Annotated in this window: 14 protein-coding genes; 12 read left to right on the forward strand and 2 right to left on the reverse strand. The window is 63.7% G+C overall.

Going from position 1 to position 16,035, the window contains the following annotated elements:
- Positions 1–113 precede the first annotated feature (113 nt).
- The 5 genes from NKG99_RS14015 to hflX all read left to right on the forward strand — a co-directional run bounded on the left by NKG99_RS14015 (position 114) and on the right by hflX (position 6,495).
- The gene (locus NKG99_RS14015) at positions 114–2,399 is read left to right on the forward strand and encodes a sensor histidine kinase NtrY-like (RefSeq protein ID WP_352868434.1); all 2,286 of its coding nucleotides are present in this window, start codon (positions 114–116) and stop codon (positions 2,397–2,399) included.
- Positions 2,389–3,750 carry a nitrogen assimilation response regulator NtrX gene (gene ntrX, locus NKG99_RS14020; protein ID WP_056588733.1) on the forward strand — a complete coding sequence of 454 codons (1,362 nt, stop codon included), beginning with the start codon at positions 2,389–2,391 and terminating at the stop codon, positions 3,748–3,750. The genes NKG99_RS14015 and ntrX overlap by 11 nt, the downstream gene beginning before the upstream one ends.
- Before the next feature lie 98 nt (positions 3,751–3,848).
- Positions 3,849–4,712, forward strand: a complete 864-nt coding sequence (locus tag NKG99_RS14025; protein WP_352868437.1) for a D-amino-acid transaminase — start codon at positions 3,849–3,851, stop codon at positions 4,710–4,712.
- Positions 4,713–4,857: 145 nt separating this feature from the next.
- Positions 4,858–5,103 (forward strand): RNA chaperone Hfq, encoded by a 246-nt coding sequence (gene hfq, locus NKG99_RS14030; RefSeq protein WP_006202172.1) that lies wholly within the window; start codon positions 4,858–4,860, stop codon positions 5,101–5,103.
- Positions 5,104–6,495, forward strand: coding sequence for a GTPase HflX (gene hflX / locus NKG99_RS14035; RefSeq protein ID WP_352868439.1), 1,392 nt, complete (start codon positions 5,104–5,106; stop codon positions 6,493–6,495).
- Positions 6,496–6,500: 5 nt separating this feature from the next.
- Here the strand turns inward: hflX and mazG are convergent, their stop codons facing one another.
- Entirely contained in the window at positions 6,501–7,325 is an 825-nt protein-coding gene (gene mazG, locus NKG99_RS14040) for a nucleoside triphosphate pyrophosphohydrolase (protein ID WP_352868441.1), read from the reverse strand.
- A 139-nt stretch (positions 7,326–7,464) separates the two neighbouring features.
- Entirely contained in the window at positions 7,465–8,649 is a 1,185-nt protein-coding gene (locus NKG99_RS14045; protein WP_352868443.1) for an amino acid aminotransferase, read from the reverse strand.
- A gap of 195 nt (positions 8,650–8,844) precedes the next feature.
- Between NKG99_RS14045 and NKG99_RS14050 the strand changes: the two genes are divergently transcribed.
- The 7 genes from NKG99_RS14050 (at position 8,845) to NKG99_RS14080 (ending at position 16,035) form a co-directional block, all read left to right on the forward strand.
- Positions 8,845–9,366, forward strand: coding sequence for a sigma-70 family RNA polymerase sigma factor (locus tag NKG99_RS14050; RefSeq protein ID WP_352868446.1), 522 nt, complete (start codon positions 8,845–8,847; stop codon positions 9,364–9,366).
- A complete protein-coding gene (locus NKG99_RS14055) occupies positions 9,363–10,154 on the forward strand; it encodes an anti-sigma factor family protein (protein ID WP_352868448.1) in 792 nt (263 codons plus the stop codon). The genes NKG99_RS14050 and NKG99_RS14055 overlap by 4 nt, the downstream gene beginning before the upstream one ends.
- A gap of 42 nt (positions 10,155–10,196) precedes the next feature.
- Positions 10,197–10,913 (forward strand): Bax inhibitor-1/YccA family protein, encoded by a 717-nt coding sequence (locus NKG99_RS14060; protein ID WP_352868450.1) that lies wholly within the window; start codon positions 10,197–10,199, stop codon positions 10,911–10,913.
- A 372-nt stretch (positions 10,914–11,285) separates the two neighbouring features.
- Positions 11,286–11,930 (forward strand): helix-turn-helix domain-containing protein, encoded by a 645-nt coding sequence (locus NKG99_RS14065; RefSeq protein WP_352868452.1) that lies wholly within the window; start codon positions 11,286–11,288, stop codon positions 11,928–11,930.
- A gap of 128 nt (positions 11,931–12,058) precedes the next feature.
- On the forward strand, positions 12,059–12,718 hold the full coding sequence (locus NKG99_RS14070; RefSeq protein WP_352868454.1) for a 2Fe-2S iron-sulfur cluster-binding protein: 660 nt from the start codon (positions 12,059–12,061) through the stop codon (positions 12,716–12,718).
- 3 nt (positions 12,719–12,721) lie between these two features.
- Entirely contained in the window at positions 12,722–13,702 is a 981-nt protein-coding gene (locus NKG99_RS14075; protein ID WP_352868457.1) for an FAD binding domain-containing protein, read from the forward strand.
- Positions 13,703–13,719: 17 nt separating this feature from the next.
- A complete protein-coding gene (locus NKG99_RS14080) occupies positions 13,720–16,035 on the forward strand; it encodes a xanthine dehydrogenase family protein molybdopterin-binding subunit (protein WP_352868460.1) in 2,316 nt (771 codons plus the stop codon).

Below are 16,035 nucleotides of genomic sequence, written 5' to 3' on the forward strand. Positions count from 1 at the left end.
CGCTCTCTTTTCGGGGGACGGCTCGCGAAAGATTTCCGTCTCGGTCACACTTGTTGCATAATCGCCACAATGCGTTGCATACATCCGACGCAATCATGGCTCTAGACGGCGACATGGCTCCGCAGGCACCGACAACAAACCAACCGCTTTTCAGCGAACCCGGCGCGCGTGACGGGCGCCGGCTGCTGGCGCTGCCCGGCGTGGTCGCGGTCGTCGGCGCGCTGATGACGGCGGCGATCTCGTTCACCATCCTTGTCGGCGCCACGCCGATCACGCCGAACGAGTCGACGACGCTGGCGCTGATTGCCCTCAACGCCGCTTTCGTCCTGTTCCTCATCGCGCTGGTCGGGCGTGAAGTGCACCGCATCCTGATGGCGCGCCGGCACGGCAAGGCGGCCTCGCGGCTGCATGTGCGCATCGTCGCCATGTTCGCTCTGGTTGCCGCCATTCCCGCGATCATGGTGGCCATCATCGCCTCGATCACACTCGATATCGGCCTCGACCGCTGGTTCGAGATCCGCACCAAGACGATCGTCAATTCGTCGCTGTCGATCGCCGACGCCTATGTCCAGGAAAATGCCCGCAACCTGCAGGGCACGACACTGTCGATGGCCTATGATCTCGATGCGTCGCGCACGCTCTACGGTCTCGATCGAACCGGTTTCCTCGACCTCATGAACAAGGAAGCGGTGGGCCGGTCGCTGGCGCATGCGGCGTTGATCAAGCCTGACGGCTCTTTCGTGATGAGCGCCAAGACCGATACGAATTTCGCCATGCCCGAGCCGCCGGAAGGCGCCGTGGCGAGCGCTGCCGACGGCAAGCCGGTGCTGATCGAACCGAAAACGCGCAACATCATGGGCGCCATCGTCAAGCTGCGCGAGATCGAAGGGCTCTATCTCTACACCATTCGCCTCGTCGACCCCGAGGTGATCAAGGCAAGGCAGATCGTCAGGTCCAACACCGATGAATATCGCGGGCTGGAAGACAACCGCCGCACCTCGCAGGTGGCGTTCGCGCTGCCCTATCTGTCGCTGACGCTGATCATCATCCTGTCCGCGATCTGGACCGGCATCGCCGTCGCTGACCGTCTGGTCCGGCCCATTCGCCAGCTTATCGGTGCCGCCGACGAGGTCGCGACCGGCAATCTCGACGTTGCAGTTCCCGTCAGGCCATCGGATGGCGATGTCGCCTCGCTCGGCGACACGTTCAATAAGATGCTTCTGGAGCTGAAATCACAGCGCAACGAGATCCTGTCGGCCAAGGATCTGATCGACGAACGGCGCCGCTTTTCGGAAGCCGTGCTTGCCGGTGTTACCGCCGGCGTCATCGGCGTCGACCCCTACGGCATCGTCACCATCGTCAACCGTTCGGCCGAGGCGATGCTGGCCATTTCAGCCAACGCCGCCCTTGGGCAGAACCTCTCAGCCGTGCTGCCACATGTCGGTCGCGTCTTCGAGATCGGCCGCAAGTCCGGCAAGCCTGTCTACCGCGAGCAGGTGACCTTCTACCGTGCGGGTGCCGAGCGGACCTTCAACGTGCAGATCACCATCGAGGCCGGCGATGACGGTTCGGAGGAAAAATCCTATGTCGTGACGGTCGACGACATCACCGATCTGGTGCAGGCGCAGCGCTCCTCCGCCTGGGCCGACGTGGCGCGGCGCATCGCCCACGAGATCAAGAATCCGCTGACGCCGATCCAGCTTTCGGCCGAGCGCATCAAGCGACGCTTCGGCAAGGTCATCACCGAGGATCGCGAGATTTTCGATCAATGCACCGAGACCATCATCCGGCAAGTCGAGGACATTGGCCGCATGGTCGACGAATTCTCGGCTTTCGCCCGTATGCCAAAGCCCGAGATGAAGGCTATCGACCTGCGCGAATCGTTGCGCGAGGCCTCGTTCCTGGTTGAAGTCAGCCGGGCCGACATTGCCTTCGAACGCGTCTTCGGCAACGAGCCGCTCAAGGGCACCTTCGACAGCCGTCTGATGGCGCAGGCTTTCGGCAATGTGATCAAGAACGCCGCCGAGGCGATTGACGGATTGGAACAAAAGGATGGTTCGCACGGCATAATCCGGATTCAAGCCGGGCGCCAGAATGGTGCGATTCGCATCGACGTCATCGACAATGGCAAAGGCCTGCCGCGCGAAAATCGCCAGCGGTTGCTCGAGCCCTATATGACGACGCGCGAGAAGGGTACCGGGCTTGGCCTCGCTATCGTCAAGAAGATCGTGGAGGACCATGGTGGCAGGCTGGAACTTCACGATGCGCCCCCGGATTTCCACGACGGACGCGGCGCGATGATCAGCATCATCCTGCCGCCCGCGGCTGCCGCGTCTCCGCGCGGCGAGAGCAGGACGGAAAACGAACGAGAAACTGAAAAGGTCGGTAATGGCGTCTGATATTCTCATCGTCGATGACGAGGAAGACATCCGTGAACTCGTCGCGGGCATCCTGAGCGACGAAGGTCACGAAACCCGCACGGCATTCGATGCCGACAGCGCGCTGGCGGCGATCGCCGATCGGGCGCCGCGGCTGATTTTCCTCGACATCTGGCTGCAGGGCTCGCGTCTGGACGGGCTGGCGCTGCTCGACGAGATCAAGACGATGCACCCAACCTTGCCGGTGGTGATGATCTCGGGCCACGGCAACATCGAAACGGCGGTCTCCGCCATCCGTCGCGGCGCCTATGACTTCATCGAAAAGCCGTTCAAGGCCGACAGGCTGATCCTCATTGCCGAGCGTGCGCTCGAGACCTCGAAACTGCGGCGCGAGGTTTCCGACCTCAAGCTGCGCAGCGGCGAAACCTTCGATCTGATCGGCATGTCGTCGGCGATGAGCCAGTTGCGCCAGACCATCGAACGCGTCGCCCCGACCAACAGCCGCGTGATGATCATCGGCCCGTCAGGTTCGGGCAAGGAACTGGCCGCGCGTGCCATCCACACGCTGTCGGCGCGTAAAACCGCGCCGTTCGTGACGCTGAGCGCCGCCAACATTACGCCCGAGCGCATGGAGATCGAGCTGTTCGGCACCGAATCGAACGGTGTCGAGCGCAAGGTCGGCGCGCTGGAGGAGGCGCATCGCGGCATCCTCTACATCGATGAAGTCGCCGACATGCCGCGCGAGACGCAGAACAAGATCCTGCGCGTGCTGGTCGAGCAGCAGTTCGAGCGGGTAGGGGGCACCAAGCGGGTCAAGGTCGATGTCCGCATCATCTCGTCGACCTCGCAGAACCTCGAAGCGATGATCGCCGACGGCCGTTTCCGCGAGGATCTCTACCACCGCCTGGCGGTGGTTCCGGTCATGGTGCCGGGACTGGCCGAGCGGCGCGAGGACATTCCATACCTCGTCGACAATTTCATGAAGCAGATCGCCCGCCAGGCCGGCATCAAGCCGCGCCGCATCGGCGATGACGCGCTGGCCGTACTGCAGGCGCACAATTGGCCGGGCAACGTTCGTCAGCTGCGTAACAATGTCGAGCGTCTCATGATCCTGGCCCGCGGCGACGACGTCGATGCGCCGATCACCGCCGACCTTTTGCCGGCCGAGATCGGCGATGTCATGCCGCGCACGCCGAATCAATCCGACCAGCACATCATGGCGCTGCCGCTGCGCGAGGCGCGCGAACAGTTCGAGAAGGACTACCTGATCGCCCAGATCAATCGCTTCGGCGGTAACATCTCGAAAACCGCCGAGTTCATCGGCATGGAGCGCTCCGCCTTGCATCGCAAGCTGAAGTCCCTGGGCGTCTGAGCACGGCGTCCAGCCATCCGCACTTGGGCCAACCATTTGCCGGTTACGGCGGCGGCGGAATCGCATAAGAAAGCCCGAGAATTTCCGAGGGGTCGCCAATGCCGCGCATTGCCTATGTCAACGGGCGCTACGTCGCTCACGCGGACGCTGCCGTGCATATCGAGGATCGCGGCTATCAGTTCGCCGACGGCGTCTATGAGGTCTGCGAGGTGGCGCGTGGCTTCATCGTCGACATGCCGCGCCATCTGGCCCGGCTGAACCGCTCGCTGACCGAATTGTCGATCGCCTGGCCGGTCACTGCAGGCGTGCTGCCGCTGATCCTGCGCGAGGTGGTCAACCGCAATCATGTCGCCAACGGCCTGGTCTATGTCCAGGTGACGCGCGGCGTTGCCAGCCGCGACTTTGTCTTCCCGTCCGCGGACACCAAGCCATCCCTGGTGGTGACCGCCAGGAAGGCCGATCCTGCCGCTGGAGCAAAGCGCGCCGAGACCGGCATCTCGGTGATCACGGTGCCGGAGAACCGCTGGGACCGCGTCGACATCAAGAGTGTCGGGCTGCTGCCCAATGTACTGGCCAAGCAGAAGGCCAAGGAAGCTGGCGCGCAGGAGGCGTGGTTCGTCGACACCGATGGTAACGTCAAGGAAGGCGGGTCGTCCAACGCCTGGATCGTCACCCGGGATGGTGTCCTTGTCACCAGGCCGGCCGAGCATGGCATCCTGCGCGGAATCACCCGCACGACCATGTTTGAAGTGGCGGCCAAGCTCGGCCTGAAGATCGAGGAGCGTGGCTTTTCCGTCGCCGAGGCCAAGGCGGCACGCGAGGCGTTCATCAGCTCCGCAACGACAATCGCCATGCCGGTCGTGGCCATCGACGGCGATCCGGTCGCCAATGGGCACCCCGGCTCAGTAACACTTTCGTTGCGGCAAGCCTTTTTTGACATTGCGGAAAAAAGTCCAGCCTGATAACCGCACAGGTGGAATGAACATCAATATATCTCGTTCTGCTTGTCGTTACTGACGACAAGACGGTGTTTGCGAGCTTGACATGCGCCCGTTAATTTGGCGCATTGGCTTGCAAACCGAAGGGGATCGGCGAAAGACAAGAACAATGGCGGAACGATCGCAAAACCTTCAGGACCTGTTCCTGAATTCAGTTCGCAAGAGCAAGAACCCGCTCACCATCTTCCTCATCAACGGCGTCAAGCTGACCGGCGTGGTCACTTCGTTCGACAATTTCTGTGTCCTGCTGCGCCGTGACGGTCACTCCCAGCTCGTCTACAAGCATGCCATTTCCACGATCATGCCGAGCCAGCCGGTTCAGATGTTCGATGGCGAGGAAAGTCAGGGCGCCTGATTGGCACGTGAGAAAGACGCGGACGCTACCGTTCGCGGAAAACCAGCGCATCATCCCGGGACGGAAGCCAAGGGTCCGACCCGGGCCGTTGTCATTGTGCCCGTCCTTACCCGCCACCAGCGCAACGACGACGAGACCAACCGTCCACGGCTGATGCGTTCGGCTGATGCTCGTCACGATGAGGCCGTCGGCCTTGCCCGCGCCATCAACCTTGATCTGATCCATACCGCGGTGGTGACCGTCAACGATCCGCGCCCGGCGACGCTGCTCGGCAGCGGCAAGGTCGCGGAATTCGCGGAAATCGTCAAAGAGGGGCATGCCGAAGTGGTCATTGTCGACCATCCGCTGACCCCGGTGCAGCAGCGCAATCTCGAGAAAGAGCTGGACGCCAAGGTGCTGGACCGCACCGGGCTGATCCTCGAGATATTCGGCGAGCGGGCGCGCACCAAGGAAGGCACGCTGCAGGTCGAGCTCGCCCATCTCAACTACCAGAAGGGCCGTCTCGTGCGCAGCTGGACCCACCTCGAACGTCAGCGCGGCGGCGCCGGCTTCCTCGGTGGTCCCGGCGAAACGCAGATCGAATCCGACCGGCGGCAGCTGCAGGAAAAGATCATCAAGCTGAAGCAGGAGCTGGAAACGGTGCGCCGCACCCGCGACCTGCACCGCGCCAAGCGCAAGAAAGTGCCGTTCCCGGTGGTGGCGATCGTCGGCTACACCAACGCCGGCAAGTCGACGCTGTTCAACCGGCTGACCGGAGCGGATGTACTGGCGCAGGACATGCTGTTCGCCACGCTAGATCCGACGCTTCGCCGCGTGCGCCTGCCGCATGGTACGCCGATCATCCTTTCGGACACGGTCGGCTTCATTTCGGACCTGCCGACGCATCTGATCGCGGCTTTCCGCGCCACCCTGGAAGAGGTGGTCGAGGCCGATCTCGTCATCCACCTGCGCGACATTTCCGATCCGGACACCGCGGCTCAGGCCGAGGATGTCGAGCGCATCCTCGCCGACCTCGGTGTCGACGCCGGTGACGCCAAACGGGTCATCGAAGTCTGGAACAAGATCGACCGGCTCGACGAAGGCAACAGAGGCCGGCTGCTCGCCGATGGCGCCGATGCCAGCAAGGCGCCGCCGATTGCGGTGTCGGCGGTGACCGGCGAGGGAATCGATGCGCTGAAGGCGATCATCGAGACACGGATGGCGGGCGAACTCGAAGACCTGACGGTGACGATCGAGCCGGCGCAGTTCGGCCTTGTCGACTGGCTCTATCGCAATGGCGATGTCGTTTCGCGAAGCGACAATGACGACGGCAGCGCCACGATCTCGCTCAAGGCCACGCAAAGCGCCCGCGAAGAGATCGAAAGCAGATTGCGTCGGAAAAACAACGGCTAACGGGGTTATTTCACGCCTTTGGCTTCCTGCCACAGCGCTTCCATCTCGGCCAGATCAGCCTTTTCCAGCGTGCTGCCGGATTTTTCCAGGGCCTGTTCGACATAATGGAAGCGTGAGCGAAATTTCTCGTTGGTGCCACTCAGCGCTGCTTCCGAATCGAGCTTAAGGTGCCGGCCGAGATTGACGACGGCAAACAGCATGTCGCCGAACTCGTCCTTGATCGAGGCCGTCTCGCCTTTCGCCAGAGCCTCGCGCAATTCGCCGATCTCTTCCTCGATCTTGTCGAGGATGGGGGCTGCCTCGCTCCAGTCGAAGCCGACGCGAGCGGCCTTCTCCTGAAGTTTCAGGGCTCGCGTCAGAGCGGGCAGGGCGACCGGCACGCTGTCGAGAAACCCCTTGCCGTTGTCCTCGGGGTCGAGGCCCCGGGCGAGGCGTGCTTGTCGTTTCTCCGCCTTCTCCTCGGCCTTGATCTTTTCCCACATGCCCTTGGCCATGCCGGCGCTGCGGGCCTTTTCGTCGCCGAAGACATGCGGGTGGCGGCGGATCATCTTGGTGGTGATCGCCTGGACCACGTCGCCGAAGGCGAATTCACCCGCCTCTTCAGCCATTTGCGCGTGGTAGACGACCTGCAGCAGAAGATCGCCGAGCTCGTCGCGCAGATCGTCGAGGTCGCCGCGCGCGATGGCATCCGCCACCTCATAGGCTTCCTCGATCGTATAGGGCGCGATGGTCGGAAAATCCTGTTCGATGTCCCAGGGACAACCGGTCTTTGGGGCTCGCAACGCCGCCATGATCTCGATCAGGCGCGAAATGTCTTTCGATGGCGTCATCTAGAGCTATTCCAGGAAAAGTGTGAAACGGTTTTTGTCCGGAATTGCGTCAAAACAGTCTATCGGATGCTATCCCGCGGCCGGCCGCGCGGGCAACGCTGTCAGCCGGCTCGGAAGCCTTGTCCACAGGTGAGCCGCTTCAGTCGAGTACAGAGACGATCGCCTTGGCGAGTTCGTCCATGCCGTCCTCGGGCAGGCCTGCCACATTGATGCGGCTGTCGCCGACCATGTAGATGCCGTGCTCGGAACGCAACCGCTCGACTTGCGCTTCCGTGAGGCCAAGGCGAGAGAACATGCCGCGATGGCTGGCGACAAAATCGAAACGATCGGAATTGGACTGACGCCGCAGCGCTTCGGCGAACTGGATCCGGAGCCTGAGCATGCGCAGCCGCATCTCTTCGAGTTCCGCCTCCCAGTCCGCACGCAAGGCGGCGTCTTCCAGCACGATGCGCACGGCTGCCGCACCGTGATCCGGCGGCATCGAATACATGGCGCGCGCCGCCGACAACATCTGGCTCATCGCCACATTAGCCTGTGCGCCGTCCCTGGCCAGGACCATTGCCGCGCCGACACGGTCGCGGTAGACGGCGAAATTCTTCGAGCAGCTCGAGGCGACCACCATTTCCGGAACCTTCGCGGCCAGCAGGCGCAAACCGAGGGCGTCGGCCTCGAGGCCATCGCCAAAGCCTTGATAGGCGATGTCGACAAACGGCAGCAGTTCGCGCTCGACGACCAGCTCGGTTACGGCCGCCCACTGTGCCGCATCCAGATTGGCGCCGGTCGGGTTGTGGCAGCAGCCATGCAGCAGCACGACGTCGCCGCTCTTTGCCGTCCGCAGCGCCGCCAGCATGTCGTCGAAACGCACAGTGCCCGATGCGGCATCGAAATAAGGGTATTCGCGGATCTGCAGACCGGCGGCGCGCATCACCGGCATGTGGTTCGGCCAGGTCGGGTCCGACAGCCAGATGGTTGCGTCCGAGCGTGTCCGCTTCAGCAATTCCGCCACCAGCCGCAGCGCGCCGGAGCCGCCGGGCGCCTGTGCCGCGCGGATGCGTGTCATGTCGGCGCCTGGACCGAAGGCGAGCTTAGCCATCACAATGTTGAAACCGGTATCGCCGGCAAGGCCGAGATAGGTCTTGGTGTCCTGACCCTGCAGCAGGCGCTTTTCGGCTTCGCGCACGGCGCGCATGACCGGCGTCTTGCCGTCGCGATCCTTGTAGACGCCAACACCGAGGTCGACCTTGTCGGGCCGCGGGTCGGCGCGATAAAGGCCGATCAGCGCAAGGATCTTGTCGGCGGGGGCGGGCTGCAGGGCTTCAAACATCGATACGGCTCCAATGGCGGCGGAGTGATACGCAAATCGGTCGCGTTTCGCCAGCGCTTTTCCTGCCGTCTCAGCCTGCACAAAGCTTTCTGGGGGCAGCAGCGAACGATGTCCTCCAGCGAACCCGGCGAAGAAAATTGGCAGGGCAGGGATTAAAATCCCCACATGCTCCGTAAACTGGACATGAAACCGTCGATGCCACGCTTTGACATCATAGGACAGCTCGGTTCGCTGCGCCGCTACGCGCGCTCGCTGACGCGCGACAGCGCGGATGCCGAGGATCTCGTGCACGACGCGCTGGTGCGCGCCTATGAACGGCGTGGCACCTTCCGCTCCGGTGGAAACCTGCGCGCCTGGCTGCTGTCGATCGTCCACAACACCTTCATCGACAAGATGCGATCCCGCGGGTCGGAAGCCTCGCGCCTCCAACAGGCCGGATATCTTGCCGATGGCAGCACGCCGGCGCCGCAGGAGCATTCGGTGCGCCTGGCTCAAGTGCGAGAAGCCTTTTTCAGCCTGCCGGAAGAACAGCGTTCGGCGCTGCATCTCGTCGCCATCGAAGGCCTTTCCTACAGCCAAGCCGCCGATGCCAGCGGCGTGCCCCTGGGAACGCTGATGTCACGCATCGGCAGGGCGCGTGCCGCATTGCGAGAGATGGAGGCGGCGGCACCCGCGAAGGCGAAAAACCACCTCAGGATCGTTGGAGGCCAGTCATGACAGCAGCTGTCGATCCCGTGACCGATATCGATCTCGACGCCTATGTCGACGACCAGATCGACGTCGCCCGCCGCATCGAGGTCGAGGCATTTCTGTCCGCCCGGCCGGAGGCAGCGGCGCGCGTGATGTCGGATCTCCGAACCCGCGATGAACTGCGCGTGGCGCTTGCCAGTTCCTCAGGTTTGGCCGGCTCCTGGGGCATGGCGCGGCCCGCGACCGCCGACGCCGCGCGGCGGCTGGAGAGGGGACTTGCCCGCGGCCGTATCTTCGGCGTGTTGCAGCGCGCGGCGGCGGTCACTGCCTTCGTCGCCGCCGGCTGGCTGGCGAACGGCATCATCGGGCCGATGTCGGTGACCCAGGTCGTCGCCTCGCCGCAGCCGCCCTCCTATGTCGACGAGGCGGTGCGGGCCCACAGGACGACGCTGGTGCGCGAGAGCATGCCGTCGCAGCCGGAAGCGCCCAATTACAACGCCGGCGAGATCCGCGCCGCGACCGCCATCGTCATGCCGTCGCTGCCTGAGGACTGGAAGGTCCGCGACGTGCAGATCTATCCGTCGCGCTTTGGCCCGAGCGTCGAGATGGCGGTCGAGACCAAAGACATGGGGCTGGTGTCGCTGTTCGCGATCCGACCGGGAACCTTCGACGTCGTCAAGCCGACGGTGGCGCCTTCGGGCGACATTTCATCGGCCTATTTCCAGATCGGCGAGGTTGCCTATGCGGTGGTCGGACGAAGTGAGGTCCGCGACCTCGACCGTGCCGCCGAGACGCTCGCCAAGACGCTTTACTGATCGATCCACGCTTTACTGACCGATCCACAAAGGAGAATGCAAATGAACACGCCCAATCTGGGATACCGCACCGGCGCCGCCGCCCAAACCGGCGCCATCTTCGACGAGGGCCTGCGCCGGCACATGCTGCGCGTCTACAACTACATGGGCGTCGGCCTGGTGGTCACCGGCCTCGTCGCCTTCATGATCTCGTCGACGCCGGCGCTCTACGTTCCGATTTTCTCTAGCCCGCTGAAATGGGTGGTGATGCTGGCGCCGCTCGCCTTCGTCGTGCTGTTCTCGTTCAAGATGCAGACCATGTCGGCGGCCAGCGCCCAGGCGATGTTCTGGGCCTTCTGCGCGGTCATGGGCCTGTCGCTCGCTTCGGTATTCCTGGTCTTCACCGGAACCAGCATCGCGCGCACCTTCTTCATCGCCGCCACCATGTTCGGCGCCACCAGCCTCTACGGCTACACGACCAGGCGCGACCTGACCCAGTTCTCGTCGTTCCTCATCATGGGCCTGATCGGCGTGGTGATCGCCAGCATCGTCAACATCTTCCTCGGCTCGACCGCGCTGCAGTTCGCCATCTCTGTGATCGGCATTGCCGTGTTCATCGGCCTGACCGCCTGGGACACACAGACGATCAAGGAACAGTATGCCGAGAACTTCGACGCTGAATCGCGCCAGAAGCTCGCCGTTTTCGGCGCCTTCTCGCTCTATCTGAACTTCATCAACATCTTCCAGCTGCTGCTGAATTTCACCGGCGAACGCGAGTAACGCCTTCCTGCCGACCTGCCCGATCAACCAGATCGGGCAAGCCCGGCTCCCGTGCTGATCATCTCGCCATCGGAGGCCAGGCGAATAATTCCAACCCGAGCGTTCTGTTGCTCAAAAGTGGATCATTAAAATATCGCGATGTCATTCAGACCCTTGCTTGGTCATGGACGGATTCGGAGCCGGGAGGAGAAGTCGGAAGCCCTGCAAACGGCAGCCTGGGTCGACTCTTCGGTCGTTTTCGACAATCGGCGCTGGGTGTGTCGGGACGCTGAGCTCCGCTGGACAGCTCCCCACCATCTGGTCGTACTGACCGAGGAAGGCGGGACGTCGCATACATCGATCCGCTCCGGGGAAAAGTCTGTCTACGACGGGATGGATCGTCCGGGAGACCTCACCTTCGTCCCCGCCGGCGCGGAGCGGCTCGGAACCTACCGGGACGTCAATCTTTCCTATTCGGCCCTGTGGATCGATCCCGAATTTCCAGGAAGCGAAAGCCTGGCGGATACGCCGATCCTGGTGAACAGGAGCGACAATGTCATCGCAACGCTTTTGAGTTCGCTCCGGGTCGAGGTGGCGCTCGGCCACAAGCCGGACACTGCCTATGTCGAGCATCTGGCGGCGCTCGTCAGCTTGCGCGTGGCGATGCTGGCCGGCAAGCAGCTCCCGGCCGTGCACTACGGTCGTCTCAGCCGCCGCACGTTTGCCCGGATCCGGGAATACATCGAGGCACGCATCAACTCCGACATTTCGCTGAGCGAACTGGCGGCTGTCGCAGAGATGGGAGTCGACACGTTTGCGCGCCGCTTCAAGGCGACGACCGGTCTCGCACCTTACGCCTATGTGATCGAGGAACGGGTGCGGCGGGCGGAAGTCGTGCTGCGTGAAACCGGGGCGTCCATCGGCACCATTGCCTTTCGCTTCGGCTTTTCGAGCCAGAGCCACTTCACCGCGACGTTCCGGCGCCTCAGAGGCATGACTCCTCGGGCCTACCGGGTGCAGTTTTCTCCGGAATCCTGATAGTGCCGCCGATTTCCTGAAAGAAAAGCCGAGCCTGCCGGACCACGTCCATAGGTGTCGATGAGTGTCCGGCGCACCAGCTGTCGGGTCGCTGTCGAGCCCTAATCTTTGTGACCGGGAGATTACGCATGGCTGAGACGGACAACAGGAACGGACCGACGCGTCGAGCGGTGCTGGAAGGAGGGGCCGCGACCGGTCTGCTGCTGGCAACCGGGGTTCCGGTTGAAGCCCAGCAATTGGAGCCCGCAGTCCCAGCCGCGTCCACCACGCCGGGACCAAAGATGCCGGTGTCGCTGCGCATCAACGCCAGGGACTTTGCCGTCGAGCTCGATCCGCGGACGACGCTGCTCGACACGTTCCGCAATCATCTCGGCCTTACCGGTTCGAAGAAAGGCTGTGATCACGGCCAGTGCGGCGCCTGCACCATCCTCGTCAATGGCCGTCGGATCAATTCCTGCCTGACGCTCGCGGTCATGCATGAGGGCGACGAGATCACCACTATCGAAGGGCTCGCCGACGGCAACCGGCTTCATCCCGTTCAGGCCGCCTTCATCGCCCGCGACGGCTTCCAGTGCGGATATTGCACGCCCGGCCAGATCTGCTCCGCGGTTGGCATGCTGGGCGAGGCCAGGGAGGGTTGGCCGAGCCATGCCAGCGACGAAGTGGCGGCAGCTTCGGTCGCGCTCAACGATGCCGAGATCCGCGAACGGATGAGCGGCAATATCTGCCGTTGCGCTGCCTATCCGAACATCGTCGCCGCCATCCGCGACGCGGCAGGGGAGGCGTGAGCGATGCGGGCTTTCACCTATGAGCGCGCCGGGAGGGCGGAAGAGGCGGCCGCCGCGGTTGCCAATCGGCCGGACGCCAAATTCATCAGCGGCGGCACCAATCTCCTCGACCTGATGAAGCTCGATATCGAGCGGCCGGCGCATCTCGTCGACATCAGCCGCCTGCCGCTCGACCGGATCGAGGAAACCGTGGAAGGCGGCCTGCGCATCGGCGCACAGGTCCGCAACAGCGATCTTGCCGCCGAGCCGCGGGTGAGGTCGCAATACCCGATGCTCTCGCAAGCGCTGCTGGCGGGAGCTTCCGGCCAGATCCGCAACAAGGCCTCGACCGCCGGCAATCTCCTGCAGCGCACGCGCTGCTTCTATTTCTACGACCGCAACATGCCGTGCAACAAACGCGAGCCGGGTTCCGGTTGTGCCGCGCTGCAAGGCTTCAACCGCATGCATGCGGTCCTCGGTGCAAGCGAAGCCTGCATTGCGGTTCATCCCTCCGACATGGCGGTTGCCATGGCCGGGCTCGACGCCAGGATCGAGACCTTGTCGCCAGGTGGCGAAGCCCGCACCATTCCGATCGGCGACCTCCATCGCCTGCCCGGGACAACGCCCGACGTGGAGACCGCGCTCGGCCATGGTGAGATGATCACCGCGATCACCTTGCCGGCTCCTCCACCCGGTCGGCAGCTTTACCGCAAGGTGCGCGACCGAGCCTCCTATGCCTTCGCACTGGTGTCGGTGGCGGCGATCGTCGAGAAAAGTGGCGACCGCATACGCAGCGCCCGCATCGCCATGGGCGGCGTCGCACCCAAGCCCTGGCGCGCGACCGCGGCTGAGCAAACGCTCGCCGGCGCTTTGGTGTCCGATGGCGCTTTTACCGAAGCCGCTGAAGCCGCGCTGGCCGAGGCGGTCGGGCATGGCGACAATGACTTCAAGATCCCGCTGGCGAAACGGACGGTGCGGCACACGCTCGCCGCCGCCGCGAACTAAACATGCCAGGTGAGCCCATGCACAAGACCATAACGCCTCGCGGACAGTCTGCCGATCCAACCGGCTTTGATTCCCGTTCAACGGTGAAATCTTCCCCACATGCTGAATTCATTGGTCGTCCGGTTGACCGCATCGACGGGCCGTTGAAGGTGACCGGCCGCGCGACTTACGCCTATGAGCATGCAGTCGACGGCGTCGCTTATGGCTATGTCCTCGGCGCCGCCATCGCCAAGGGGCGCATCGCAGAGATCGATATCTCGGACGCTGAAAAGGCACCGGGCGTAGTCGGCGTCATGACGCACCGGAATGCTCCGCCACAGCCGGATTTTGGCCCGACGGTGACACCGACCGTGCCGGAGGTTTTCACGCGCGCCCGACCGGCGCTCAACAGTGACAGCGTACGCTACTATGACGAGCCGGTGGCGCTGGTCGTCGCGGAGACGTTCGAGGCGGCGCGTGCGGCTGCGGGGCTCATCAGAGTGCGCTACGAAGAGGAGGTGGGCGCCTACGATCTACAAGCGCATCTTGACGATGCCTATGCACCCAGGCGGACAAATGCCGGCCTGGAGACGGACAGCGTTGTCGGCGACTTCGAGGGCGCCTTCTCGCAAGCTCCGGTCAAGATCGATGCCACTTATCGGACGCCCTTCGAGCACCACAACCCCATGGAACCGCATGCGACGATCGCCGTCTGGTCAGGAGACGAGTTGACGATCCATACATCGGCGCAAACGCTTGCGAATTATAGGGCAGGCGTTGCCAGCACGCTCGGCATGCCGCCGGAGCGCGTGCGCATCGTCAGCCCCTTCGTCGGCGGAGGCTTCGGTTCCAAGTTGATTATCCATGCCGACACGGTGCTGGCAGCGCTTGCGGCGCGGGTCTTGCAGCGTCCGGTAAAGATCGCGCTTACGCGCCAGCAGATGTTCGCCAACACCGGCCATCGCGCCGAGATGATCCATCAGCTGCGCTTCAGTGCGGATACCGACGGACGGCTCACCGGGATCTCGCATGACGTCTGGTCGGCGACGTCGAGCTTCGAGGAGTATTGCGAGCAGACGGCAGCCTTTGCCCGCTCGCTCTACGCGGCGCCGAACCGCCTCACGCGCCATCGCTTGGTTCGACTCGATATCAATCGCGGCGAATGGATGCGCTCGCCCGGCGAAGCGCCGGGCATGCTAGCCTTCGAATGCGCCATGGACGAACTTGCGGAGCGTCTCGGGCTGGATCCGATCGAGCTCAGGATCCGCAACGAGCCGACACAGGATCCTGAGCGCGGTGTGCCGTTTTCGACCCGCAACCTCGTGGCCTGCATGGAGGAGGGGGCGCGTCGTTTCGGCTGGCAGGGGCGGGATCCGGTGCCCGGCCGTACCCGGGAGGGCCGCAAGCTCATTGGCTACGGCATGGCGGCAGCGATCCGTCCGAACTATATCGGCGCGACGACGGCGCGGGTCGCGATCGACCGGGACGGCCAGGTAACGGCACGGCTCGACATGACCGATATCGGCACCGGCACCTATACGATCTTGACCCAGATCGCCGCGCAAAGCCTTGGCCTGCCGCTCTCATCTGTCAAGGTGGAGCTCGGCGACAGCCTTTTCCCACGCACCGCCGGCTCCGGCGGCTCCTGGGGCGCGACGAGTTCGGGTTCCGCGCTGCATCAGGCGTGCAGCATCCTCAAGCAGCGGATCCTGGAAGTGGCGCGGTCGAGCGAAGCTTCGCCGTTCCGTGGCGTCAATGTCAGCGAGGCGAACTTCGCCCACGGTGAAGTCAGGGTCGGCGAGCGTTCGGCAAGGCTGAGCGATCTCATTCGCGGCATTGCCCCCGACGGGTTCGAGGCCGAAGGCTCGGTTGCCGCCGCCAATGCTACCGAAACCTACAAGGCCTATTCCCAGCACTCCCACGGCGCGCATTTCGCCGAGGTCGCGGTCGATTGCGATACCGGCGAGATCCGGATGCGTCGCTTTCTGGCAGTGATTGGCGCCGGCCGCATCCTCAACCCGAAGACCGCGCGCTCGCAAATCATCGGCGGCATGAGCTGGGGCATCGGCGCGGCGCTGATGGAGGAGACGGTGCTCGATCGGCGCTACGGCCACTTCGTCAACCACGACCTTGCCGAGTATCACGTTCCGGTCAATGCCGACATCGCCGGGATGGAGGTAGTCCATGATGACAAGGCCAATCCACTCGGCGCCAAGGGACTCGGCGAACTCGGCGTCTGCGGGGCGGGGGCTGCTGTCGCCAACGCCGTCTACAACGCCACCGGCGTCAGGGTGCGCGAATTTCCGATAACCCTTGACAAGGTGCTGCCTGGCTTGCCCTTGACCGCCATCTGA

This window comes from Mesorhizobium sp. M1409, from assembly GCF_040317535.1.
Classification (GTDB): Bacteria; Pseudomonadota; Alphaproteobacteria; order Rhizobiales; family Rhizobiaceae; genus Mesorhizobium.

Coding starts and splice junctions, on each gene's coding strand:
- NKG99_RS14070 (WP_352868454.1), top strand. CDS start 12,059: ATGGCTGAGACGGACAACAGGAACGGACCGACGCGTCGAGCGGTGCTG.
- NKG99_RS14065 (WP_352868452.1), top strand. CDS start 11,286: ATGGATCGTCCGGGAGACCTCACCTTCGTCCCCGCCGGCGCGGAGCGG.
- ntrX (WP_056588733.1), top strand. CDS start 2,389: ATGGCGTCTGATATTCTCATCGTCGATGACGAGGAAGACATCCGTGAA.
- NKG99_RS14050 (WP_352868446.1), top strand. CDS start 8,845: ATGCCACGCTTTGACATCATAGGACAGCTCGGTTCGCTGCGCCGCTAC.
- NKG99_RS14025 (WP_352868437.1), top strand. CDS start 3,849: ATGCCGCGCATTGCCTATGTCAACGGGCGCTACGTCGCTCACGCGGAC.
- hfq (WP_006202172.1), top strand. CDS start 4,858: ATGGCGGAACGATCGCAAAACCTTCAGGACCTGTTCCTGAATTCAGTT.
- NKG99_RS14075 (WP_352868457.1), top strand. CDS start 12,722: ATGCGGGCTTTCACCTATGAGCGCGCCGGGAGGGCGGAAGAGGCGGCC.
- NKG99_RS14060 (WP_352868450.1), top strand. CDS start 10,197: ATGAACACGCCCAATCTGGGATACCGCACCGGCGCCGCCGCCCAAACC.
- NKG99_RS14055 (WP_352868448.1), top strand. CDS start 9,363: ATGACAGCAGCTGTCGATCCCGTGACCGATATCGATCTCGACGCCTAT.
- NKG99_RS14080 (WP_352868460.1), top strand. CDS start 13,720: ATGCACAAGACCATAACGCCTCGCGGACAGTCTGCCGATCCAACCGGC.
- NKG99_RS14015 (WP_352868434.1), top strand. CDS start 114: ATGGCTCCGCAGGCACCGACAACAAACCAACCGCTTTTCAGCGAACCC.
- mazG (WP_352868441.1), bottom strand. CDS start 7,325: ATGACGCCATCGAAAGACATTTCGCGCCTGATCGAGATCATGGCGGCG.
- NKG99_RS14045 (WP_352868443.1), bottom strand. CDS start 8,649: ATGTTTGAAGCCCTGCAGCCCGCCCCCGCCGACAAGATCCTTGCGCTG.